This is a genomic window from Sulfitobacter sp. SK011 (genome assembly GCF_003352065.1).
Taxonomy (GTDB): Bacteria; Pseudomonadota; Alphaproteobacteria; order Rhodobacterales; family Rhodobacteraceae; genus Sulfitobacter.
Genome location: NZ_CP025803.1, coordinates 407,493 through 431,812, shown reverse-complemented (window position 1 = coordinate 431,812; position 24,320 = coordinate 407,493). Strand labels below are relative to the sequence as shown.

Genomic DNA, 24,320 nt, shown 5'->3' with positions numbered 1-24,320 from the left:
CCTAGATGGCGCGCAACAGCAGTACCGCGGCAAGGAATGCGACAAAACACCCTGCAACCATTTCCACGACCGCAGCAATCTGAGCGCCCCGCGTGGACCCGGCGACACCGGCCAGCATGCCACCGCGCAGACCAGTTGTTGCAAGACCCACAGAGATCGTGATCGCCGCCGTGCCAATCGCCATTGCAAAGGCACCAAGGACACCAAGCAGCGCGATCCCCATTTGCCAGGTAATGATCAGCACAAACAGCGCACCGGTGCAGGGCCGAATGGCGATACCTGCAATCAGCGCCAGACCTTCGCGCAGTGAATTCACGTTTTCCACCTGCTGCAACGTGGGACCATGTGCGTGACCGCAACTGGCGCAAACCTCGCCATGATCCGAATGGCTATGCACCTGCGGCGCACTGGCCCCGCGCAACCGCCGCAGCCCGCGCCAGACCAACCACAATCCGATTGCGGCGATAGCGCCATAGCTTACGGGCGCAAAAACCTGTTCTGTCACGCCAACCATGGCCTGACGGCTTAGGTTCAGGATCAACACGCCCGCATAGACCAATGCAATTGCTGTCACCGCCTGACCCAGAGATGCAGCCAGAGCGATGAGGGACAATCGGAACATCGGAACCCTGCGCGCAAACCCGTAGGCCCCGATCAGAACCTTGCCATGGCCCGGACCCGCAGCATGCGCCAGACCATAGGCAAAACAAGCCGTCACCAGTGCCAATACTGCACCTGCATCACCGGCCCGTGCGCCGCGCAACGATATCGCGATGGAGTTTTGAAACGCGCGTTGCTGGCTTGCGGCCCATAGGCCAAGTTCCGCAAACCCTCCGGTGAGCCACATCAATGCAAGGCCCAACACTACAGCCAAAACCGTCAAAGTTATGATCCGGCGCATGTCACGATCACATCATTGGCCAGTTCCGCCCCAATATTCGGCAGCCCCGCATCCTGGGGTTCAGCGTCGGGATCAAGCGTGCTGAGCTGGTCACGTATTTCGGTGAGATCAGCGTTTATATCCGGCATCTTCACGCGCGCACGGCATGTATCAGACCCCCTGATCACCACAGGCAGGGTGACATCATAGGCCGTATAATAGGTTGGATCGTAAGGTTTGATCACCACCTGCTCTACGACAGACACAGGCGACAGAATTTCGCGTAAGTGCGTGGTTGTAATCCGGCCCTCTGCGAACACCGCAGTGGTCTTTGACGGGCCCGACAGGGCAAGAACCTCGGCCCCGTTCAACACCTCAAGATCACCGTTGAAACCTTCGACCCATTTCATATCGAAACCTGTCAGTGCCGCCTGTTCGGCTGTGGTCAAAACACCGTCATAGTCAGGATCAAGCCCCATATCCTCAGTGATTAACAATGAGTAAAGGGCGTCATATTGCCAGGTGACCTGCACATGGGTCAGCTGCCCGGTATCATTAAAAATCATCTCCAGCCCCGTGTCGACAAACACATGTGGATGTGCCGCCAAAGGGGTCGCCATCATCAAAGCAACAACAGGATGAATGATACGTTTCATTGCCTGACGTCTTAGCGCAGAGCGGACCCTGCAGCAATCAGGCACATCACGGGCATGCGGGACTTAGCCGATCAGCGCATAGGCCCAGATTGGCAGCACGATCAGGCATAAAAGCGTCTGCCAGGACAAAACATCCACATAAGGGTCGGCGTCTCCACCCATTTGCTTGGCGATGATGTACCCATTCAACGCGGCCCGTGCCACGGGCGGCAACGTCAGTCCAGACGGATTTCCACCTGCGCCCCGCGACCTCTGGCATCAATCACTGATATTTGGGAAAACCCCGGCCCGCTGATTGGCAGCATGACACTGCGTTCACGGACACCGGTCAAAACGGGCGCACCATTCACCAGCACCGTCATCGGCAGAACGCCATCGCGCAGCTTAAGCGGAATGCTGTCGCCGCTTTGCCGCAGCACTGCCCCTTGAGGGGGGAAACTGACCAAAGGTGCATCGGTGGCTTTTTGAAAAACCGCGTCGCGGCTGCGAAAGCGTTGCAACGGAACGGGCAATGCCGCCGTGCTGAGGATCAGGGTCTCGGGCGGCGGCGCTGCCAGTGGCGTGGGCGTTGGCTTGAGCCGGCCAAAGGCCTCAAACAAAATCGGCGCGGCCAGATCACCCCCAAAGGCACCCGGCACCGGGGTACCATCAGGGCGTCCCAGCCAGACACCCACCACGTGGCGGCCATCAAACCCAATCGCCCAGGCATCCCGATGGCCATAAGACGTCCCCGTCTTATAGGCGATCTGGCCGCTGCGCGCGGTGGTGCCCGCAGGTGGCGTGATGCTGGCAAGGATGTGACCGACCTGCCATGCGGCGGACCTTGACATCATCTGGTGCTGAGATGCGTTTTCGCTGCCCAGCCGCCAAACCAAAGGCCGCGTTTTGCCGCCATTGGCAAGCCCTGCATAAAGCTGCACAAGATCGTTCAGGGTCAGGCCAACACCACCCAGCGCCACCGCCAGACCCGGCTTGCCACCCGGCACCTGCGGATCAGCGCCACCTCCGCGCAAACTGGCCATCAGCCGGGCGGGTCCAAGCTCTTGGGTCAGCAGAACGGGCGGGATATTAAGCGACAGTTGCAAAGCTTCCCGCACCGTGAGTTCACCGCGAAACTGTCCGTCGAAATTCTGCGGCGCATAGCGGCCAAAGGCGACCGGACTGTCGTCGATCAGTGTGTCGGGGTGGGCCAGCCCCTGATCAAAGGCCAACCCATAGATAAAGGGCTTTAACGTCGAACCCGGAGAGCGCACAGCGCGGGTCATATCGACAAAGCCAAGCGCGCCGCCTTGGGCCGAATAATCGGGCGACCCCGTCGAGGCCAGCACTTCGCCAGTCTGATGATCCGCAATGACAATGGCGGCTGAGACACCGCGCGCCTGACCCTGAACCGCGCGCCGGGCAAGGTTTTCGATTTCTGCCTGCAAACGGGCATTCAACGTCAGATCGTGATGCCCGGCCAACGGGTCCGCGTGCTGCATCTGGTCCGCCAGATGCGGGGCCAGTCTGATAAAGGGTTTCATCGCTTGTGGCACTGCGGCCAATCGCATTTGTTCGGGTGCATCCACACGGTCCAGGACCCGCGCACGGGCAGCCTTGGCCGCGTCAGGATGGCGATCGGGGCGGCGTGTTTCGGGTGACTGCGGCAGCGCCACCAATAGCGCTGCCTCTGCCATGGTCAGCCGCGCTGGTTCTTTGCCAAACCACGCCAAAGACCCCGCGCGCAACCCTTCGACAGCACCGCCGTACGGCGCATGCGCCAGATACAGCCTCAGGATATCATCCTTGCTGAGCCGCCGTTCGAGCGCCAGCGCGACCTGCACTTGGCGCAGTTTGCCCTGCCAGCGCCCCGTGCCGGAGTTTTCCAAAAGGCGCGCAACCTGCATCGTCAGCGTCGAGCCGCCAGAAATAACCTGCCCATTCCATGCTGCTTGAGCAACGGCACGCAGCGCCGCGAGCGGGTCCACACCCTGATGGCGGTAAAACCGCTTATCCTCATAGGCGATCAGCATTGCGAGATAGTCTTTGTCGACATTCTCCAGACTGAGGGCCAGTCGAACCCGCCCATCCTCAACCGGAAAGACCCGCATCAGCTCACCATCCCGGTCGCGCACCTCAACCGAGTTTTCAACGAGGACAGGCGGCAGATCAGTCGCATCCACCCAAGCGTCGAACCCGTCCCTCACGCCCGCCGCGATGCCAAGTACCGCGACCAGAACAAAGAGGCCAAACCGCTGGGTCATGGGGAAACCGTCACCTCGCCCGTGTCGGTATTGGCGCGGTATTCGGGGCGATACATATCTGTCACCGTGGCTGCGGGGTGATGATATGTCCCCGGTGTCACGGCCCGTACGATGTAAGCCAGTCGAAAGGCATCAGCGTCACGGTGATTGACTGCCGCGACAAACCGATCACTACGGAATTCGGCGTTTTCGGCCTCTTTGGTTTGCAACCAGTCAAGCGCACCGACCTGACCGCTGCGCAGCAGGTTGGGGTTGTCGATCTCAAAACCTGCCGGAAGCGGATCGTCCAGGATCAGCCGCGCGCCCACATCCTCGAACGGGTTCACTTCCAGAACAACCACCATCCGATCCCCCGATTTCATCGGGCCCTGCGCTGGCACACCCTCCATCGTGAAATAGCTGCGCGTAATCGCATACCCATATCCGCCCGCCGCTGGCGGCACCTCTGGCACCCCATAAGCGGTCATCGTGACATCCATCGCGATATCGCTGACGTTTTCGATCACCGCCGGTATCGGGTCGCCATCATTCAGGCGTTTTACCACAGGGCCATTCACCGATTGGCCGTCCACCCTAAGACCCGGCACCGCATCCGGTGACGAAAGCGCATGCGCCGCCAGAACCACTTGGGCCGCTTCTTGTGTCGACAGATGTTTGTTGTCATTGCCAACCCAGGACACCAGCGTTGCGGCATCAATGGCAGTGCTGCCTGCCTCTGCTGTGAGTTTGAGAACACCGGCAGTATCGCGCAGATTGGTCCCGAAATCCGACCGCCAGCCGCGTCGCTGATCCCTGTCGCGCAGCAACAGCGCCCCGGCCCTGCGAAACATCATATCGGCGCGGACCTGATCGCCATAAGCCGCAAGTGCCGCGCCCAGTTGGGCGGCAGCCAAAGGCGTCCCGAAATTGTTCATCCTGGTATCTGCGTAATACCGCAAATCACCCATGCTCGCGGCTCCTTCGCGTGCAAGCACAAGAAGGGCGTAGGCAACGTCTTCTCCCCCCTCGTCAAAATCGGGCGCATAGCTGATCCGGTTGCGCAGGTTGTCCATCGCCTGTGCAAAGGCCAGGTCAGGCACGGCATGACCCTCACGGCGGGCGCGGGACAGGAAATCGGTGACATAGGCATCAAGCCAGAACTCGCCGGATTCGGCCCGCCAAAGACCAAAAGCACCATTGCTGGCTTGTCGTGTCAAAATGCGGGCAATGGCTTTGCTGATCTTGTCGTCGATCTGCGCAGGTTCCCCAATGCCTGCGGCCTGCGCCATCGCACTGAGATACAAGAGCGGCATCGCGCCCGATGTCACCTGCTCGGTGCAGCCGTAAGGGTAGCGGTCCAACTGGCGCAACAGCCCCGGCACATCGAACCGCGCCAACGGCCCAGCGGTGAGCGTGGCGCTGGCCGTGCCCAGCCGCAATCCCGCAAAAACATTACCATCGAAAGTGAATGTCTCGCCAACGCCCAGCGCAAACTGCCGGGTTACTGATACCTCAGGATCATTGTCACGCACGGGCATGGTCAGCACCTTGCGCAATTCTTTGCCATCCGGCGTGGTCAGCGAAACGGTGATCAGATGATCGCCAATTTCGCGCGCCGTGATCGGAACGCTCAGACGCTGCGACCCTTGATCTTGGAGGCTTACGATTGTCGGCGCATCGCCAAGGGCCACACCAGCGTCTGTAATGACCTGCAACGCCATCTCACCAGATGCACCTGTTGCGTGGACAAGTTCCAGCAACAACCGGCTTTGATCGCCGGGCGCGAGAAACCGTGGAAGCGACGCGGTAACGACAACCGGATCGCGGGCGACAACGTCAGCAGAGGCATCGCCGACAGCGCTGTCAGACCAGGCAACCGCCATCAGTTTGATCGTCCCGTTAAAAGCAGGACGGATGATTTCAACCTCGGCGCGGCCATCGGGGCCGATCTGCAATGGTCCGGTAAAAAACGCCATCAACTCTTCGGTTGGCGGGGGTGATTGCAATTGCGCGCTGGCTGCCGCATCACCGCCCGACCGCACAGCGCCCATCGCGCCGTTCATGCCGTCGATGAGCCGACCATAAAGATCGCGCATTTCCACGCCCAATCTTCTTTGACCAAAATAATGATCGGTCGCATCAGGCGCTTTGAACCCTGTGAGGTTCAATATGCCCACATCAACTGCGGCAAGGGTGACATAGGCCGTTTCGCCGGGTTTCACCCCATCGACCAGCACCGCAGCACGCATCGTGCCCGCTTGCCCATCAACCTCCTGCGGTGTTTCAAAGCTGACCGACAAATTCTTATCGCCCGGTCGCACAGCGGCGTGTGCCAACCCCAGACTGCGCGTGGGGTTTTGGCCTGTTGCCTCATCCATGGCGCTCAGGACCGATGCTGTGACGTAGGCCCCGCTACCCCAATCTTCGGTCACCTCCAGCGGGATCAGGTTTTCACCTGCCGACACGGCCACGGCCTTGCGTTCAATCACCTGGTTCGACAGCACGCTGATCAGCGCCACGCCGTCACTTTCAGGAACCAGTCGCACCTGAACGGTATCGCCCATGCTGAATTCTGTGTCATTTAACGACAGGTCCAGACGATCGGGCGTATCCGTCGCCCCGTCGCCACCGTACCAGCCAGAATAGAATTGAACCGATGTTGCCGCATAGGGCGTGCCAATGCGTTCTACCAACAGCTCATATTCGCCCCATTCTGTTGGAGCAGTCAGGGTCAAAGGCGTTTCACCCATTGTCATCTCACCCGTATCCTGACGGATGCGACGTGTGGTCGGCTCCCACTCCCAGTTGCCGTAAAGTTGATACCACTGATAGCGCGTCTCAACCTTGTTCAATGTCCAGCGCACCGGCATTTGTGCAGGTGTTCCGTCAGGGTTGAGCGCGATCAGGTTAAACGAGGCCTCACTGCCCTCAGGCAGGACATCATCGAAGTTCGGTTTGATCCCGATCAACGCCATTTCAGGCTCAATTGGTTTCGTCAGACGGCGTTCAACTGGTCGGCCTGACCCTTCGGACACCCGCAATATCACCTGGGCCTCAAGCGGCATTCCCGGATCTTCGTTGAGTTCCGGCAGTTTCAGGGCCAGTATCGCCCTGCCCTGACCATCAGTCACTTCGTCGCCGATGGACTGCGTTTGCGTGCCAAATCGGGTATCATATCGGCCGAACAGGTACCCATCCCAGCCCGCAATTTCACGTGTCGCACGCAGGCGCAGATCGCCCTGCACGGCCAAATCCGCGCCCGGCGCACCAAACAGGTACCGAACATCTACAGACAGAGGGGGCGTGCCAGTGATCCGCAAAGGTGCATCCGGCAGGCTGATATCAAAATCAATCCGTTCCGGCAGAAAATCCTCAACCAGCACGGTTTGGCTTGCCAGCGCCGGCCTTTCCACGTCTGACAGGATATCAAGACGCCAGGCACCGCGCGGCACGTCCGGCCCCAATGGCATCGCAAAAACATGCCCGCCAGCGACAGCATTCTGGCTAAGAGTGCGGCTGTATTCGACCCCATCAGGACGCTTGAGGATTGCGGTCACTGGCAAATCTGTCAGCGCCCTGGCCTGCGCATCCCGGGTCAGGACCGTGGCATAAACGGTATCGCCAACGCGGTATGCACCACGATCGGTGGTCAGAAACGTATCGATCGGCGGGCTGGGCGGATGGCCTTCTACGCCACGGTCAGAAAGATCAAAGGACGGATCGGTCAGCGGCAGGAACGCGATATCCCGCCCACCATCATCAGCCATCAATAACGCAGGACTGGCGGCACCCGTCCCGCGGGTCAGGCCCGCCGGAAATGCGGCAAAACCATCAGCATCTGATGTCACCTCACCCAGAATCGCATTTGCGCGCGAAATCAGGGTCAGTTTTACCCCAGCACGCGGTGCGGTGTCTGACAATCGGCGCACAGAAACCTGCATGCCATCCACGCCTGCCCAAGTCGACAATCCCAGATCAGACAGCACAAACCATTGCGTCGCTGCCGGGTAATCATACGGGTCCTGTCCCGGCACTGAAGCGCTTAACGCATAAATGCCCGCTGTCTGACCCACCAATACATCGCCCATCGGCAAGCGCGTGGTCATGTCGGCGTTCAGTGTATTTTGAACATCGCCTGTCCCGGTCCAGATTTCCTGTGCAAGGTCGCTGGAAAACTGATCATCCTCATATTTGCTCAGGGGTTTCCCGAAATAGCTTTCTCTGATCGCGCGCACCAGATTGCGGTCGCTGACGCGCCGCAATTTCAGATCCAGTGTGTCGACGTTTACCGTCTCAACAGGCAATGCCGCCTGCGCGCTGCGCGGCAGCACATAGGCCCGACCGGGGAACCGCACCACTGGATTGCGGTCTTTTACATAAAGGACCAACCGCACATCCTCGTGCAGCGTTTCTGTGCTGGCAGCGGGCAGCCCCTGACGAAACGTGACATCATAGCGCACGCCGTGTTCGACACCATCAATGCAAAGCTGGCTTTCGTCGGCCTGCACAACCAGCCCTTTGCCTTCAATCCGCACAAAAGGTTCGTAATCGACACCGACCTGCACCAGCTTTTCCGAAAATTCGGCGCAAATGCGCGGCGCTGCTGCGTCGTTATCGACCCGATGTTCCACAATGCGGAATCCGTATTTGCCAATGGCCTCGTCCAGCGCTGCATTCAGATCGTCGCGTGGGGTCAGGGAAAGGGCCAGTCGCAATGCCGGGATCATGTCGCGCCCCCGCCGGTTCGCTTCCAATGCCTGCGCCATCACATCCAGCGCATCCACGCGGACCCCGGCATCGGTTGCCCGCAGGTAAGCGTTCACCGCCGCTGACAACGCATCAAGGCGTGCGCGGTGCCGCTCGGAATTGCCCTCCCGGTTTGCCTCGCGCAGTGACAACCGCGCATATCGCGCCCAGAGGTCAGCACGGTCTGAGGCGGCAACCGCTTTGCCCGCCCATACCAATGCTGACCGTGTGGCACCCGATTGGATTGACGCCACCATCGCCGCGATCAGGTCGTCCAGAACGGCATCGCCGACGGGCAAGCGCCGCGCGTTGGTGCCAACCAGCATTCGCGCGCTTTCCAGATCGCTTGTTGTCAGAATCCCCAGATCAGCCGCGCGTGCAGCAGCGTTGTTTATCACGTCGGGGTCCGTGGATACTTTGCTGGCCGACATCGCCCCGTTGTAGGGTTGTTTGTCTGTAATGGCTGACTTTGGAAAACATGCGTTGGAGCGTTTGTTGAAGGTAAAGGCGACACAATCGGCCTGCGCAGAACACGCACTTTCGCAAGCGGATTGCGTCGTATCAAAGAGATTGGTCAGGTCGGCCCCAAAGAAATCCACATCCTGCGTATAGACATACCGATGATCCGGCACCGCAGCCTGAGCCCAGACTTGCGTGGCGAAAAAAATCGGGATCAGGAAAATCAGACGAAACGCGCGGAAAAAAGTCATGACACTCTCCATTCGGGGTCTTTTCATCGTGCCACGCAGCCCCCTTTCGAGCAAGTGTTGCTGCAGGACTTAAGCATATGTTCACCCTGTTACAGCAGTCTGCGCATGACGTCTTGAGGACCACATCGGAGTGGCGGATGAGCCTTGCCAACAAACTGACCGAAGAGCGGCGCAGCCGCCTTGCGGCAGAGCGCCTGCTGGAGCTCAAACAGGCCGAACTGTTCGCGGCAAACCGAAAATTGGGTCAACATGCCCAGCAACTTACCGAGGAAATTGTCGAAACCCGCGCCGAAGTTGAAAACATCCGGGGCGAGAATCAACGGGTCAAATCCGACCTCACCGCAGCAAACCAAAAGATCGAGATCGTCGAACGCAGGTTATGGTATTCGATTGAGACCATAACCGATGGCTTCGCGTTCTTTAACGCTGACAACGAGATGATAATGGCCAACCGATCCTATCTGGCGATCTTTGATGGTCTTGAGGTGGTCAAACCGGGGGTCAATTATGTGACGATCCTTCAGGCCCTCACCGATGAAGGCATCGTCAACACCGGCCATCTGGACCCGAACGGCTGGCGCCAGATGATGACGGAACGCCTGCACAACCTGCAACCCGAACCTATCGTCATCCAACTTTGGAATGGCACTCATATCAAATTGATCGACCAGCGCGGACCGGGGGGCGACATGGTATCGCTTGGCCTCGATATCACGGCGACCGTTATGTATGAGGAGCAACTGAAAGAAGCCCGCGCCATCGCAGAAAGCGCCAACCGCGCCAAGTCGGCTTTCCTTGCCAACATGAGCCATGAGATCAGGACACCGATGAATGGTGTTGTCGGCATGGCGGATGTCCTGAACGACACAGAACTGACCGACGAGCAGCGGCTTTATGTCGATACGATCAAGAATTCCGGCGAGGCATTGTTGGTGATCATCAACGACGTGCTGGATTACTCGAAAATTGAGGCCAAGAAACTTGATCTGCATCCAGAACCCTTTGACCTTGAACGGGCCATCCAGGAAGTCCTGATGCTGCTGCAAACATCTGCGCGCAGTAAAGGCCTGAACTTGCTGCTGGACTATGACATGTTCTTGCCGACCAAGTTGCTGGGTGACCCCGGGCGCATTAGGCAGGTCTTGACCAATCTGGTTGGCAACGCCGTCAAATTCACCACAAGCGGGCATGTGTTGGTCAGGGTCACAGGGGTGCCCGATGCGGCGACAAACATTGTGGCACTGCACATCACCATTGAGGATACCGGCATTGGCATTCCCGAAAATATGGTCAACCACATATTTGGCGAGTTCAATCAGGTCGAAAATGAACGAAACCGCCAGTTTGACGGTACCGGACTTGGCCTTGCCATCTCGCAGCGCCTGATCGACATGATGGGTGGCACCATCTGGGTTACCTCCGAAGAAGGCGTCGGATCATGCTTTGGTTTTAAGCTGGATATGGCAGCCGCCTCTGATTTGCATCCCGATCATCATAGCCTGCCAGCGGGGCTGCGCCGCATCATGATTGTGGATGACGTCGCGATCAACCGCACCATATTGGAGCGGCAGTTGGAACTACTGGGCCTTGGTGTGATCAGCTGCGCCAGCGGACAAGAAGCATTGGCCCGCTTGGATGAGAATATTGATTTGATCCTGACCGATCACAACATGCCTGAGATGAATGGCATCGAACTGGCCAAGGCAGTGCGCGGCACCGGCAACACCGTTCCGATCTTACTGCTCAGTTCAAATCCCGGCCTTGCGGAAAATGATCCCGCACGGGTTCACCTTCAGGGCGTGTTGCAAAAACCTCTGCCCCGTCAGGAACTTTTGGCGCAGCTCGAGGCGGTGGTCATGCCACCCGCCCCAGATGCCGCAGTTACGTTGAGAAAGATGCGCATCCTCGCAGCCGAGGACAACAAAACGAACCAGCTGGTGTTTCGAAAAATGATCAAGGATCTGGAAGTTGATCTGACCTTTGCGTGCAATGGCGAAGAAGCCGTTGAATTGTTCCAAAGCCTTACCCCCGATATCATCTTCATGGATATCTCAATGCCCAAGATGGACGGAAAAGAGGCCACCAGAGCCATCCGCGCGCTTGAGGCAGACACAGGTGCACATGTGCCAATCGTGGCGATGACGGCACATGCGATGGACGGTGATGACGCGGGCATTCTGGCCGCTGGGCTGGACCATTATTTGACAAAACCACTGCGCAAGCCGGACATCATCGCCCAGATTGAGGCGGCAGTCAGCGCAGGTATCATCCCACCCCTATCTGCCGACCCTGTTCAGGCTACGGGATAGGGTCGCACAAACACCGGGCGATCCGGTGTTGATGCTGCTTTCTGCCAGACATACCCGCCCGCTTCAAATCCGTGAATGGCGTCCGGATCTGTCAGCCGATGTTGCACGATAAAACGCGCCATCGCACCGCGTGCCTTTTTCGCGAAAAAGCTGACGATCTTTGGCCCTTTTCCATCGCCCTTATCTTCCATGAACTGGGGCGTGATGACCCTGAGCTTCAGTGCTTTTGGCGAGACCGCCCCAAAATATTCCTGGCTTGCACAGTTCACCAAAACATCGCTGGCCACCGCGGCTGCCTGCGCATTCAGCGCTTTGGACAGCGTGTCACGCCAATAGTCATAAAGGTTGCTACCCCGCCGCGTTTTCAGGCGGCTGCCCATCTCCAATCGGTAGGGCTGGATCGCGTCCAGTGGACGCAGCACGCCATAAAGCCCGGACAGAATGCGCAGGTGATCCTGAGCCCAGGCCATCTCGTCTGTGTCAAGGCTGCCAGCCTCCAGACCTTGATAGGTGTCGCCAGCAAAGGCCAGTGCTGCCGGCCTTGTGACATCGCTGACCGGTTCATCTTCAAAGGCTGCAAACCGGTCCCGGTTGAGCCGCGCCAGATCATCTGACAAATCCATCAGTCCCTTGAGTTTGCCCAAGGTCAGATTGCGTGCCGTCTTGGCCAGTCGCACCGCATCATCCTGAAAGGCAGGCTCGGTCGTTGCAACGTCGCGTGTGTCCCAATCCAGCCGCTTGGCGGGCGAAATAACAACCAACATCATAGTCCCCTTTGTACAGATGTGCCTGATCTAGCCCGCGTCCCGTAGAACGTCCAGAAAAGCCGGTCCAAATCGTTCGGCATGTCGGTCGCCAAGCAGCCTTTTCAACGCGCTGTCGTCGGCATTGCGCAGTTGCGCCACCTTGGCGAGCACCGAGGCAGAGCAGGACATAGGTTTGTCCGCGCCTGCGGAACCACGCGCCAGGTCTGCCTGAACCTGCAACAACTGATCATAGACCGTGCCCGCATCACGGCCCGCCAATTTGCGCCTTGTCGGATGCATTTGCTGCACCTCTCCGTTGATGACCTCAAGAAACGCCTTGCCGTAAGTCTCAAGCTTCTTGGCACCGACGCCACCGATCCGCGCCATCCCATCCAGATCGCGGGGCCGGGTTTCGGCCATCTCAATCAACGTGCGGTCGTTGAAAATAATATATGCCGGGACCTTGGCCGCCTCTGCCAGACCGCGGCGTTTGGCCTTGAGGGCTGACAACAACGGCGCGTCCTCGTCGCTTACCATCTCTTTGACTGCGGGTCGGCGGGTGGCCGATGCTGCCTTGATCGAATCCCCGCGCAGGCTGATCTTGGCCTCATCGCGCAGGATCGGCAGCGCCGCATCGGTCATGCGCAACGCGCCGTGGCGTTCCGGGTCAGGCCGGATCAGATCATGCCCCATCATCTGCCGGAAAACCGCCTGCCATTGGCGGCGATCATATTCAGTACCCACACCAAATGTCGGAAGGCTGGTATGGCCGCGCTGTGTCACCTTGTCGGTCTCGACCCCCAGCAGAATATCGATCAGATGCCCCGCGCCGAACCATTCCTCGGTGCGTAAGATTGCAGAAAGCGCCTTGCGCACCGCCGTTGTGCCATCAAATACGTCAGCTGGCGCATCGCACAGATCGCAATGTCCGCAGGTGATGTCCGCCTCAGCGAAATACCCCAGCAATGTCTTACGTCTGCATTCCAACGCCTCTGCCAGACCCAGCAAGGCATTCAACCGCGCATGATCGGCGCTGCGCCGTTCGGGTGGGGCCAACCCTTCGTCAATCTGACTGCGGCGCAGGCGGATGTCGTCCGCCCCAAACAGGGTCAAAGTCTCGGCTGGTGCACCATCGCGGCCAGCGCGGCCAATTTCCTGATAATAGGATTCGATTGATTTCGGCAAATCGGCATGCGCAACCCAGCGGATATCCGGTTTGTCGATGCCCATGCCAAAGGCCACGGTGGCAACCACAATCAGACCGTCCTCTTGTTGAAACCGCCGTTCCGCGATGCGGCGGTCTTCGGCGTCCATCCCGCCGTGATAATGCAGCGCCACATGACCCTCGTCGCGCAGTGCTTTGGCAAGGCCTTCGGTTTTGGCCCGCGTTCCGCAATAGACAATTCCCGATTGGCTTTTGCGCGCGGATGCAAAATTTAAAATCTGGTCGCGCGGTTTGTTTTTCGCGGCAAAAGCCAAGTGAATGTTGGGGCGGTCAAACCCGCGCAGAAAGGCGCGTGGCGCAACCCCATCGAACAGCTTTTGCACAATCTCGACTTGGGTTTCTGCATCCGCAGTTGCCGTGAACGCGGCAAGTGGCACGTTTAAACTGCGCCGCAATTCCCCGATGCGAAGATAATCTGGCCTGAAATCATGACCCCATTGGCTGACGCAATGCGCTTCATCGACCGCGATCAGCCGCACGTTCACACGCCGCAGCATGCCCATGGCCGACCCCGCCGCCAACCGCTCTGGTGCCATGTAAAGCAGCTTGAGCGTGCCTGCTTCCAGCGCCTCCCAGACGGCGTCGGTTTCTTCAGGTGTGTTGCCAGAGGTCAGGGCACCCGCCGACACACCCGCCTCTTGCAAGAACCGCACCTGATCCCGCATCAGTGCAATGAGCGGGGAAATCACCACTGTGACCCCCTCGCGCATCAGCGCAGGCAATTGAAAGCAAAGGGATTTTCCGCCACCCGTCGGCATGATCGCCAGCACGTTTTCGCCGGCTGTCACAGCCTCGACAATTTCCTGCTGTCCGGGCCTGAACGCGTCAAAGCCGAATACATCACGGATCAGCGTATCAGCACCGGAAAGTGTGGCCGTCATGTGGGAACCCATATGTTTGTCTGCTCTTTTTTGCAGACTCCCACACTAACAATTGGTGAACAAGTGCTAGCGCCTCATTGGCCCAAAAATACGCCAGACCAATCTGGGTTTAATAGAATGCAGCCGCGTTGTTGGTCAGGATGATCCGCAAAATCGCCACACCGATCAAGACAACCAAGGGGGCAAGGTCAAGCCCGCCCATCGCAGGGATGACCGACCGCACACGGCTATAAAGCGGTTCCAGCAACCGGTTCAGCCCGTACCAGATTTGCGCGACCAGAGGCTGACGCAAATTCAGGACCTGAAAATTGATGAGCCATGACATGATCACATGCGCGATGATGACAAACCAAACGATGTTCAGCAGCAGCATCAAAATTTCAAACAGCGATGACATGGCAAACCCTTTCAAAGTGGTGCCTGTCAGTTAAGCGTCGGCGCACAAAACCGCAAGAGTGCCGCGAGGTTCATGCTTGACGCGCACGCGTTCAGGTGCACCTGACTACGGCCAAAGGAGACGCTAAAATGTTCCCATTCGTCCGTCTGTTCAAAGATCTCTTTCTGGCCAGCCGCCAACCGCCGCTTGAAACGCTGACCGAAACCCATGTCAGCCATCACATCTGCTGGCCGCATGATCTGGATGTCTGGCTTGAACTGAACAATGGCCGCGCGCTGTCGCTCTATGATCTGGGGCGCACGGCAATGGCCCAGCGCGCCGGTATGATCGGTGTATTGAAGCGTGAAGGGTGGGGGTTGACCATGGCTGGTACGTCAACTCGTTTCCGCCGTCGCATTCGCGGGTTTGAGCGTTTTGAAATGCGAAGCCGAGCCCTGTGTTGGGATGACAAATTTATCTATCTTGAGCAATCCATGTGGAAGCGGAACGGCGAATGCGCGAGCCATGTCCTTTATCGGTCTGCCGTGACCAACAAAAACGGTATTGTCGCGCCGCACACCGTGCTGTCGGCAATGGGGCAACCGACCACGTCGCCAGAGATGCCGGATTGGGTGGCAAAATGGTGCGCTGCTGAAACGCACCGTCCCTGGCCGCCCATGCAGGACGCCTGAGCACCAAACCGTATCTTGCGCATACGTCGCTGCCCTGTTCTACCTTCAGCCAACGAAGAACGGGGTAGCTATGACACAGATCACCGCACGCAAACGCATCTGGGGCTGGTATTTCTTTGATTGGGCAAGCCAGCCTTACAATACCCTTCTGCTTACCTTCATTTTTGGCCCCTACTTCGCCCAGACGGCAACTGCTTCTCTGGTCGAGGGCGGCATGGAACTGTCTGCCGCCAAGGCGCAGGCGCAGGCCTATTGGGGATATGGTCTGGCCATCGCGGGCATCGCCATCGCAATCCTCGCGCCAATCCTGGGTGCGGTTGCGGATTCGTCCGGCAAGAGGTTGCCTTGGGTCTGGCTGTTCTCGCTGCTTTATGTCGTTGGGTCCGGCGCGCTTTGGTGGACCGCCCCACAGGATTTCTCGGTGCTTTGGGCGTTGTTCTTTTTCGGCATTGGCCTCATCGGGATGGAGTTCGCGACGATCTTTACCAATGCCTATCTGCCAGAGTTATCCCCGGACCCTGCAGAACGCGGGCGTATTTCAGGGGACGGTTGGGCGTTTGGTTATGCCGGTGGGGTGCTTGCATTGATCATCATGATTGCCTTGTTCCAAAGCGGGTCCAGCGGCAAAACGATGGCCGGACTGTCACCGCTCTTTGGTATGGATCCGGCGACCAAGGCCGATACCCGCGTGGTCGGACCCCTGACTGCGATCTGGTTCGCGGTCTTCATGATCCCTTTCTTCCTTTATACACGCGACACCCCCAAACCGGCCGCCGCGCGGTATCGGCTGGGCAAAGGATTGACCGATTTGGTGCAGACATTACGCAATCTGCCGCGGCATCCTTCATTGATGGCCTATCTCGGATCGTCGATGTTTTACCGTGACGCGCTCAATGGCATGTATACCTTTGGCGGGCTCTATGCGTCCGGCGTCTTGGAATGGTCAATTCAGGAGATTGGTATTTTTGGCATCCTCGCCGCCATCTCGGGTGCTATTTTTTGTGTGATCGGTGGCCGGGTTGACCGTCGCATCGGGCCCATGCCGGTTATCGTATTTTGCTGTATCATCCTGATCTTCACGGCCTGCCTGATCATCTCGTTGACGCCTACATCCGTGTTGGGCATGACCGTTGCGCAAGGCTCCACCTTGCCTGATATCATGTTCTATCTGGCCGGTGCACTGATTGGTGCTGCAGGTGGCGCATTGCAGGCGTCATCGCGCAACATGATGACACGTCAGGGCAACCCGGACCGCATGACCGAATCATTTGGCCTCTATGCATTGTCGGGCAAGGCAACCTCATTCATTGCACCTGCGCTGATTGCGCTCACAAGTGACATCACAGGCAGCCAGCGCCTTGGCATTACACCCGTTGTGGGTCTGTTCATTGTCGGCCTAATACTGTTAGCATGGGTCAAACCGAACGGAGATTTTGAAAAATGATCCTGACACGCCTTTTGACCTGTGCGGCCTTGGTCCTGACAATGGGTTCGTGTGGCGGTGGCAATTCCAGCAATGACATCAGCGGCAGATCAGCGGTCCTGCCCACCATCGGGTCGTCCGGCGGCGCACTCAGCAATGTGCAGGCGAAAAAGCTCTTTGGGGCAAAAAGTTTTGCCTCGCCACAGTCATCCGCGCCCTATGGCAGCTATGCCAAGGGGTGCCTTGCAGGGGCAGAACAACTGGCCGAAACAGGCCCGACATGGCAGGCCATGCGCTTGTCACGCAATCGAAACTGGGGGCATCCCGACCTGATTGATATGGTCAAAAAACTCAGCGCCAAAGCCGCTCAGCAGCCCGGTTGGGCTGGTATTTATGTGGGCGATATGAGCCAGGCGCGTGGCGGTCCGATGTTGACAGGCCATCGCAGCCACCAGATTGGTCTTGACGCAGACATCTGGATGCTGCCCCCGAAAACACTGGGCCTGTCCCGCGCACAGCGCGAAAGCATTTCATCCATTTCGATGCGCCGTGCCAACGGTGCATATGTGAACAGCAGTTGGACCCGCGCGCACCACGAGATCATCAAAGCCGCCGCCGAAGACCCGCGTGTCGAGCGTATTTTCGTATTCCCCGGTGCCAAGGTGCAGATGTGCAATGATGAAAAAGGCAACCGTGCCTATCTGCGCAAAATCAGGCCATGGTATGGGCATCACTACCATTTCCACGTGCGCCTTGCCTGTCCGGCTGGGGCGCGCGGCTGCACCAACCAGACACCACCCCCCGCCGGGGACGGCTGCGCCGATGCACGCGAATGGCAGCGCAATATTCTGAACCCGCCGCCACCAAACCCAAACGCGCCGAAACCAAAACCCCGGCGTGAACTGGTGCTGGCCGACCTGCCCGCCCAATGTAAGTCTGTGCTGGACAACTGATCTACGTCATCAGAACAGCCTTTTTCGTTGCATTCACCTGTGTCGCACTGACCGCACAGGCCGAACCGTCACTTCATCAGGTGTCCAAATTAATCTGGTCACAAACCGATCCGTGGTTCGGCGGTTTCTCCGGGGCCGAGGTGACGGCAAACGGCACCGACATAACGTTGATCACCGACAAGGGCAGTCTCGTCACTGCGACCATGCTGCGTGAGAACGGTGTCCTCACAGCGCTCAAGTTGCGTGGGCATGTCTTATTGACGCCTACCGTCAGGGTCTCGTCAGAAAGTTTTGAATTGGATGCCGAAGGGCTGGCCATGGATGCGCATGGTCACGCATTTGTATCCTTTGAACAAGATCATCGGGTGGAACAGGTGGATCTCGACTCTGCGCGCATCCTAGGTGCCTTGACCACAACAGAGTTTGTAGACCTGCAGGACAATTCTGGACTTGAGGCGCTTGCCGTTCACCCCGATGGGACACTTTACACACTGCCCGAACGGTCGGGCATGATTGATACCCCATTTCCCGTTTTCACACATGTGGGCGGGGAATGGCATGTGGCCCATCATATCCCACGTCGCGGCCCCTTCCTGCCGGTGGGTGCGGATTTCAGTGATGATGGGCTGTTCTACCTTCTCGAACGGGCTGTGACGCCTTTGGGCTTTCGCAGTCGCATTCGCAGGTTCGATCTTGCTGCGCCTGACCTGGACGAAGAGGTCCTGCTTACCACCGGCCCCGGCCAGTTTGACAATTTTGAAGCCATCAGCATTTGGCGGGATATGTCAGGTCAAACATTCGTAACGCTGGTTTCTGACGACAATTTTCTGCCCATTCAGCAGACACAGATCGTGGAATTCGCCCTGGAAGAATAGCTTGCGCGCATCGTCAGGAAACCGTAAAGCGCCCCTGTCAGCGATCCCCGCTGGCCAAGTCGCCGCACCCTTGCAAAAAACGGTTTACATATGACACGCACTTATCTTCCCGGCATTCTTGCCATGGCCACCATTGTTGTGGCCTCAAACATCCTCGTTCAATTTCTCTATGGTCAGTGGTTGACCTGGGGCGCATTCACTTACCCCTTCGCGTTTCTGGTCACAGACGTGATGAACCGCGTTTATGGCGCATCGGCTGCCCGCCGTGTTGTCCTTGTCGGGTTTGTAGTCGGCCTGATCTGTTCATTGATTGGCACCCAGATCATGGGCGAATTTGGCCCGCTGGTCACCTTGCGCATCGCAATTGGTTCTGGCGTGGCGTTCCTTGCTGCACAGCTTCTTGATGTTTCCATCTTTGCCGCCCTGCGCGGCGGTGCCTGGTGGCGCGCGCCCCTGATCAGCACTTTGATCGGCAGCACAGTTGATACGGCATTGTTCTTTGGGATCGCCTTTTCCGGTGCGCTATCTTTTGTGCACCCTGCCACGGACGTTTCCTGGGCGGCTGAAATTCTGCCGCTGCTTGGCTTTGGTCCGGCGGCCCCGCTCTGGGTTTCGCTTGCGCTGGCAGATTGGGCCGTGAAACTCAGCATTGCCCTGGTCGCACTGATCCCGTTCCGCATGATTACCAGCAGGCTCATGCCGACGGCGTGATTGTTGTCGCAATGACAAAGGGAACCTCCTGTGCGGCAATGTCACACTTTCGGAATGTAAGCGAAAAAAGTGCTTTGCGTTTTGAAATACCTGTGCAACGATTCAGGTGAGTTCAACAAATGTAAAGGAGGTGATCTAGTGTCAAGAAAGGTACTGGAGCGAGGTGTCGGAACAGCTTGGGAGGTAACCTGCTAGGGCAGCCCTTGGCAGCGATAACAACCCAGGTGGATCAGTTGATCTAACCGATCCCACCTCCTTAAACCATTCGATTGGGCCGCTCCTTAGCTGGAGCGGCCCATTTCGTTTCTCGCCCTTCAACTTGGCCAATGCCCATGCGATATTGAACCCATGTTACGCATCACCGATACCGTTGCCCTGCAAGACTGGGAATTGACCGAAACCTTCATGCGGGCGTCGGGGCCGGGTGGCCAGAATGTGAACAAGGTCTCGTCTGCTGTCGAGTTGAGGTTTGAGGCAGCAACGTCTCCTTCGCTGACGGGTCCGGTCAAAACGCGACTGCGACGGCTGGCCGGTCGGCGCTGGACGCTTGAAGGTGCGCTGGTCATTCAGTGCGACGAAACCCGATCACAGGCGCGCAATCGAGATATCGCGCGGGATCGTCTGGCGGAACTGATTAAAAAGGCGCTGACACCACCCAAGCGACGCATCGCGACCCGGCCCACTTTGGGGTCCAAGAAACGGCGATTGAAGGCCAAGAAGGTGCGTGGTGAGGTCAAGGCAATGCGTGGAAAAGTCGACCCGGATACCTAGTGCCAAAGCAAGGACGCACCGTTTACTGGCGGCCCTCAGCACATTCTGCGCAGGATATATATGTCCATGATCCAACCGTGCCGGCCCCGCGCCTCAGCGCGCATTTTGATGATCTGATCCCGCACCTCAACCAGCGGCCCCTCGCAAATGATTTGTTCCATCATCCCAACATACCCACCCCACCAGATGTGCACCCCGTCAGCTGCCAGTGTCTGAAATGCACAATCGCCGTCCAGCATGACAACAACAGTATCGACACCTGCGGGCCACCCTTCATCGCGCAACCGCCGCCCTGTGGTCACGACAAATGGCGCGCCAATGTCATTCACGGGGATCGCATGTGCCGCGGTCAGCGCGTGCAATGATGTGATACCGGGGATCACCTCAAGCGCCGGCGCGGGGTCCAGCCGCGCGGCAATCCGCAAGGTGCTGTCATAAAGGGATGGATCCCCCCAGACCAGCAGTGCGACCTTCGCGGCCCCCGGATGACCTGCCATCGCCTCTTGCCATGCCAGCGCAATGGCGTCGTGCCAATCATCAACCCGTTGCCGATAATCCGCTGTCGCTTCATCCCGCACAGGCAAATCAAATTCCACAATCTGTGTGGCTTTGTTGTTTAAAACCTCATCACATATCGCGCGGCGCAGTTCGGCAAGATCGGCCTTTGCCTCGCCTTTGCGCGGGATCAGGATCAAATCCTGCCTGTTGATCGCGCGGATCGCCTGCAGGGTCAGATGCTCGGGGTTGCCCGTCCCGATCCCGATCAGCGTCAGATGCACAAGGCTCATCCCGGTATCCGCGCGATGGCTTTGGTGCGCAGATTGCCCAGCACGCGTGCATCCGGGAATGTCCCATCTTCGGACGCCAGATAAAGCCGCACAAAGTTTCGCAAATCGTCCATGTCCGCCGTCGTGATGTCACCGAACAGATATGCAACCTTGCCGGGGCTGCGGAACGCAATCGTTTGTGCACGCTCACAGCCTGACATGCAGTCGACACTGACAACATCCACCTCCTGCAATCCGACGCGCACCTCATCGACAAAATCACCTTCGACGGAACAGCTCTTGCAGACAAAAACCTTCACCCGTCAAACTCCGCCAATGGGCCGTAAAAGATCAGCGCAGGTGTGGTGCTTGTCGCTTTTTCCAGATGGAGGGCAAGGGTCGCAATCGTAAATCGCTGAACCTTTTCGGCGGGGGTCGATACCGCCTCGGCCAGCATCGCAGGTGTATCGCCCGGCAACCCATGTTCGATCAAACGTGCGACCAGTCCGGCAAAAGTCCGTTTGCCCATATAGACAACGGTGGTCGCCAGAGGGTCAGCCAAAGCGGCCATGTTCACATCGGCTGGCAAATCACCGGTGACATCTGCGCCGGTAATAAACTGCACCCGCCGGGCGGTCAGGCGGCGGGTCAATGGAATACCTGCCGTAGCCGCTGCAGCAGAGGCCGAGGTCACACCGGGAATAATCTCAAACGGAATGCCCGCCGCCCGCAACGCGATGATCTCTTCTTCGAGCCGTCCGAACATACCGCAATCACCGGATTTGAGGCGCACCACCCGCAATCCAGCTTGAGCATATTCCACCAGAACCCGGCTGACGTGATCTTGTTTCGGCGACGCGCGCCCGGCCCGTTTGCCCACACCAATCAGATCCGCGTCAGGTTTGGCGTGTTCCAGAATCGGTCCTGCGCTCAGATCATCAAACAGAACCACTTCGGCCTTTTGCAGCCGGTCCACCGCCTTGACGGTCAGCAGGTCGGGATCACCCGGCCCGGAGGAGACAAAAGAGACAAAGCCGTTCATGGTGCCTCAGCGATCATATGAAAAAACGTGCCCGTCGCGCGTCCGCCACCTTCAAAGGTCCGCACCGATCCGGTTTCCGGCACGTCCAGATCGTTGCTGTCGGTGATGTGCGCCAAGGGCGCATCAGGTTCGGTCAGAATGGTGGCATAGTGAAATTCATGCCCGCGCAGCCGGGCCCGCGCATCATGACCGGGGATCGCTGCGTTCAGGTCCGCTTTGCGATAGCCAAGGTGCATCTTGCGTTTGGCAAAAGACGTCTCCAATCCCAAGAGGCCTGCCATCTCGTGACGCACACCATCCTTGTCGATAATTCCGGTCCCCATCGCCATGTAGCCGCCGCATTCGCCGTGCACGGGTTTGGTCTGGGCAAAGCTTTGCAATCCGGTGCGGAAATGCGCCGCCGCCGCCAGTTTCCCTGCATGCAATTCAGGATACCCGCCGGGCAGCCAGCACACATCAGCGCTGACATCCGGTGCCTCATCCGCCAGCGGTGAGAATGGCAGAATTTCTGCGCCCGCAGCACGCCAACCGGCCAACAGATGCGGATAGACAAAGGCAAAGGCATTGTCCTGTGCCAGCGCAATGCGGCCCCCGGGCGGCGGTATCTTTGCTGGCGGGGGTGCATCGGTCATCGTCCCGGCGGCTGCTGCGCGAATGGCTGCGATGTCCACATGTTCAGTCACAAACGCTGCGGCCTCTGCCAAAAGCTGCGGCAGGTTTTCCTGTTCTCCGGCCTGCACTAATCCCAGATGGCGTTCAGGCATTTCAATCGCTGTCCGTCGAGGCAAGGACCCCAGCACGGTTACGCCGACCTGCGCCATCCCGACCCGCACCAGGGTATCATGGCGCGGAGACGCCACGCGGTTCAGGACCACGCCCGCCAATGTCACATCCGGGCGCATCAGTTTGAAACCTAGCGCCGTCGCCGCCACCGATTGCGCTGCACCGGACACATCCAGAACCAGAACCACAGGCCAGCCCATCAGGGCCGCAACATCAGCACTTGCGCCATTTCCGCACGCGCCCGGCACCGCCACACCGTCAAACAGCCCCATCGACCCTTCGGCAAGGATCAAATCTGCGCCCGCCGCGTTTCCTGTCAAACCGTCGATACGCGCACGGTCCATCGACCAGCTATCAAGGTTGAAAGATGCGCGCCCTGATGCGGCCGTATGGAAGGCAGGGTCAATATAGTCCGGGCCGCTTTTGAAGGGCTGCACGTTGACGCCTTGCGCCTTGAGCGCGGCCAAAAGGCCCAGCATCAGCGTGGTCTTGCCGGTGCCTGATGAGGGTGCGGAAATCAGAATGCCGGGGGGGATCATTCGGCTGTCTCCGGAAAGCGCGGGTCTGTGCCAACAGGCCGGAATCGCCGATCATAATCACCGGCATAAAGCCGGCTTTCACCAAAATCTTCGGACCCCAGCGCGTGCCCGACAAGGATCAGCGCCGTGCGCTCCATTTCGGCACCGATTGCGGTCTGCAGGGTGGCAAGCGTTGCCTTGACGATGCGCTGATCCGGCCAACTGGCGCGCCAGACCACGGCAACCGGACAATCGGTACCATAAAATGGGGTCAGGTCCGTCACCACCTTGTCCAGAACATGAACGCTCAGATGGATTGCCAGCGTCGCCCCCGTTTTCGCAAAGTTCTCAAGCGTTTCGCCATCAGGCATTGCCGTGGCACGCCCCGACGTGCGGGTCAGGATCACGGATTGAACGACACCGGGAAGCGTCAGTTCAGCACCAAGTTCGGCCGCCGCAGCGGCAAAGGACGGCACACCGGGCGTGACGTCATACGCGATACCGAGCGCGCGCAATCGGCGCAGTTGTTCGCCCATCGCGGACCAGACCGAGAGATCACCAGAATGCAGCCGCGCCACATCATGACCCGCCGCGTCCGCCTGCGCGATCACCTCGATAATCTCATCCAGCGACATACGCGCCGTGTTGACCACCTGCGCCCCTTCGGGGCAATGCGAAAGCAAGGCTTCGGGCACCAAAGACCCGGCAAATAGACACACAGGACAGGCCGCGATCAGGTCACGCCCGCGCAATGTGATCAGATCAGGGGCACCCGGCCCTGCGCCAATGAAATGTACCGTCACAGGCTTGTTTCCCCTTAATTCTCGGCAATCGCCGCAGTGGCCATACCATCGCTTGAGATCACCCGCTCTGCAAGCAATCGCGCACCCGGTCCGGCGGCGACAAGGGCCGCGGCTTCGGGCACCAAAGACCCGGCAAATAGACACACAGGACAGGCCGCGATCAGGTCACGCCCGCGCAATGTGATCAGATCAGGGGCACCCGGCCCTGCGCCAATGAAATGTACCGTCACA

The 24,320-nt window shown here is 58.6% G+C and carries 20 protein-coding genes and 1 pseudogene; 7 read left to right on the top strand and 14 right to left on the bottom strand.

What is annotated here, in order from left to right; translation table 11 throughout:
- Position 1 precedes the first annotated feature (1 nt).
- The 5 genes from C1J02_RS02050 to C1J02_RS02035 form a co-directional block, all read right to left on the bottom strand.
- On the bottom strand, positions 2 to 901 hold the full coding sequence (locus tag C1J02_RS02050) for a nickel/cobalt transporter (RefSeq protein ID WP_114876920.1): 900 nt from the start codon (positions 899 to 901) through the stop codon (positions 2 to 4).
- On the bottom strand, positions 886 to 1,536 hold the full coding sequence (locus C1J02_RS02045) for a DUF1007 family protein (protein WP_114876919.1): 651 nt from the start codon (positions 1,534 to 1,536) through the stop codon (positions 886 to 888). The genes C1J02_RS02050 and C1J02_RS02045 overlap by 16 nt, the downstream gene beginning before the upstream one ends.
- A gap of 63 nt (positions 1,537 to 1,599) precedes the next feature.
- Positions 1,600 to 1,749: a hypothetical protein gene (locus tag C1J02_RS20765; protein ID WP_162798211.1), complete on the bottom strand. Its 150-nt coding sequence runs from the start codon at positions 1,747 to 1,749 to the stop codon at positions 1,600 to 1,602.
- 2 nt (positions 1,750 to 1,751) lie between these two features.
- Complete coding sequence (pbpC, locus tag C1J02_RS02040) at positions 1,752 to 3,779, bottom strand: penicillin-binding protein 1C (RefSeq protein ID WP_114876918.1); 2,028 nt, start codon at positions 3,777 to 3,779, stop codon at positions 1,752 to 1,754.
- Positions 3,776 to 9,214 carry an alpha-2-macroglobulin family protein gene (locus tag C1J02_RS02035; RefSeq protein WP_114876917.1) on the bottom strand — a complete coding sequence of 1,813 codons (5,439 nt, stop codon included), beginning with the start codon at positions 9,212 to 9,214 and terminating at the stop codon, positions 3,776 to 3,778. Before C1J02_RS02035 ends, pbpC begins: the two co-directional genes overlap by 4 nt.
- Positions 9,215 to 9,351: 137 nt before the next feature.
- Here C1J02_RS02035 and C1J02_RS02030 point away from each other — a divergent pair, with 137 nt between their 5' ends.
- Positions 9,352 to 11,523 (top strand): response regulator, encoded by a 2,172-nt coding sequence (locus tag C1J02_RS02030; protein WP_114876916.1) that lies wholly within the window; start codon positions 9,352 to 9,354, stop codon positions 11,521 to 11,523.
- On the opposite strand, the gene yaaA is transcribed toward C1J02_RS02030, so the two are convergent.
- The 3 genes from yaaA to C1J02_RS02015 all read right to left on the bottom strand — a co-directional run bounded on the left by yaaA (position 11,508) and on the right by C1J02_RS02015 (position 14,772).
- Positions 11,508 to 12,287, bottom strand: coding sequence for a peroxide stress protein YaaA (gene yaaA, locus C1J02_RS02025; protein ID WP_114880317.1), 780 nt, complete (start codon positions 12,285 to 12,287; stop codon positions 11,508 to 11,510). The genes C1J02_RS02030 and yaaA overlap by 16 nt on opposite strands.
- 30 nt (positions 12,288 to 12,317) lie before the next feature.
- Positions 12,318 to 14,375, bottom strand: coding sequence for a DNA helicase RecQ (recQ, locus tag C1J02_RS02020; RefSeq protein ID WP_114876915.1), 2,058 nt, complete (start codon positions 14,373 to 14,375; stop codon positions 12,318 to 12,320).
- A gap of 109 nt (positions 14,376 to 14,484) precedes the next feature.
- Positions 14,485 to 14,772 carry a YggT family protein gene (locus tag C1J02_RS02015; protein WP_114876914.1) on the bottom strand — a complete coding sequence of 96 codons (288 nt, stop codon included), beginning with the start codon at positions 14,770 to 14,772 and terminating at the stop codon, positions 14,485 to 14,487.
- 128 nt (positions 14,773 to 14,900) lie between these two features.
- Here C1J02_RS02015 and C1J02_RS02010 point away from each other — a divergent pair, with 128 nt between their 5' ends.
- The 6 genes from C1J02_RS02010 (at position 14,901) to arfB (ending at position 20,176) form a co-directional block, all read left to right on the top strand.
- Complete coding sequence (locus tag C1J02_RS02010) at positions 14,901 to 15,443, top strand: acyl-CoA thioesterase (protein WP_114876913.1); 543 nt, start codon at positions 14,901 to 14,903, stop codon at positions 15,441 to 15,443.
- Between the two features lie 70 nt (positions 15,444 to 15,513).
- Positions 15,514 to 16,887, top strand: a complete 1,374-nt coding sequence (locus tag C1J02_RS02005; protein WP_114876912.1) for an MFS transporter — start codon at positions 15,514 to 15,516, stop codon at positions 16,885 to 16,887.
- Positions 16,884 to 17,819, top strand: coding sequence for a penicillin-insensitive murein endopeptidase (gene mepA / locus C1J02_RS02000; protein WP_114876911.1), 936 nt, complete (start codon positions 16,884 to 16,886; stop codon positions 17,817 to 17,819). Before C1J02_RS02005 ends, mepA begins: the two co-directional genes overlap by 4 nt.
- Before the next feature lie 80 nt (positions 17,820 to 17,899).
- On the top strand, positions 17,900 to 18,694 hold the full coding sequence (locus tag C1J02_RS01995) for an esterase-like activity of phytase family protein (protein ID WP_162798210.1): 795 nt from the start codon (positions 17,900 to 17,902) through the stop codon (positions 18,692 to 18,694).
- Between the two features lie 90 nt (positions 18,695 to 18,784).
- The gene (locus C1J02_RS01990; protein ID WP_114876909.1) at positions 18,785 to 19,405 is read left to right on the top strand and encodes a queuosine precursor transporter; all 621 of its coding nucleotides are present in this window, start codon (positions 18,785 to 18,787) and stop codon (positions 19,403 to 19,405) included.
- Positions 19,406 to 19,753: 348 nt separating this feature from the next.
- A complete protein-coding gene (gene arfB / locus C1J02_RS01985; RefSeq protein WP_114876908.1) occupies positions 19,754 to 20,176 on the top strand; it encodes an alternative ribosome rescue aminoacyl-tRNA hydrolase ArfB in 423 nt (140 codons plus the stop codon).
- Between the two features lie 35 nt (positions 20,177 to 20,211).
- On the opposite strand, the gene cobF is transcribed toward arfB, so the two are convergent.
- The 6 genes and pseudogenes from cobF to C1J02_RS01955 form a co-directional block, all read right to left on the bottom strand.
- Complete coding sequence (gene cobF / locus C1J02_RS01980; RefSeq protein WP_114876907.1) at positions 20,212 to 20,964, bottom strand: precorrin-6A synthase (deacetylating); 753 nt, start codon at positions 20,962 to 20,964, stop codon at positions 20,212 to 20,214.
- Positions 20,961 to 21,263, bottom strand: a complete 303-nt coding sequence (locus tag C1J02_RS01975; protein WP_114876906.1) for a DUF1636 domain-containing protein — start codon at positions 21,261 to 21,263, stop codon at positions 20,961 to 20,963. The genes cobF and C1J02_RS01975 overlap by 4 nt, the downstream gene beginning before the upstream one ends.
- A complete protein-coding gene (gene cobA / locus C1J02_RS01970) occupies positions 21,260 to 21,985 on the bottom strand; it encodes a uroporphyrinogen-III C-methyltransferase (protein WP_114876905.1) in 726 nt (241 codons plus the stop codon). Before cobA ends, C1J02_RS01975 begins: the two co-directional genes overlap by 4 nt.
- A complete protein-coding gene (locus C1J02_RS01965; RefSeq protein WP_114876904.1) occupies positions 21,982 to 23,307 on the bottom strand; it encodes a cobyrinate a,c-diamide synthase in 1,326 nt (441 codons plus the stop codon). Before C1J02_RS01965 ends, cobA begins: the two co-directional genes overlap by 4 nt.
- Positions 23,304 to 24,089 carry a precorrin-4 C(11)-methyltransferase gene (gene cobM / locus C1J02_RS01960; protein WP_114876903.1) on the bottom strand — a complete coding sequence of 262 codons (786 nt, stop codon included), beginning with the start codon at positions 24,087 to 24,089 and terminating at the stop codon, positions 23,304 to 23,306. Before cobM ends, C1J02_RS01965 begins: the two co-directional genes overlap by 4 nt.
- 71 nt (positions 24,090 to 24,160) lie before the next feature.
- Positions 24,161 to 24,319: pseudogene (locus C1J02_RS01955) on the bottom strand (SAM-dependent methyltransferase); the annotation flags it as partial.
- Between the last annotated feature and the right edge of the window lies 1 nt (position 24,320).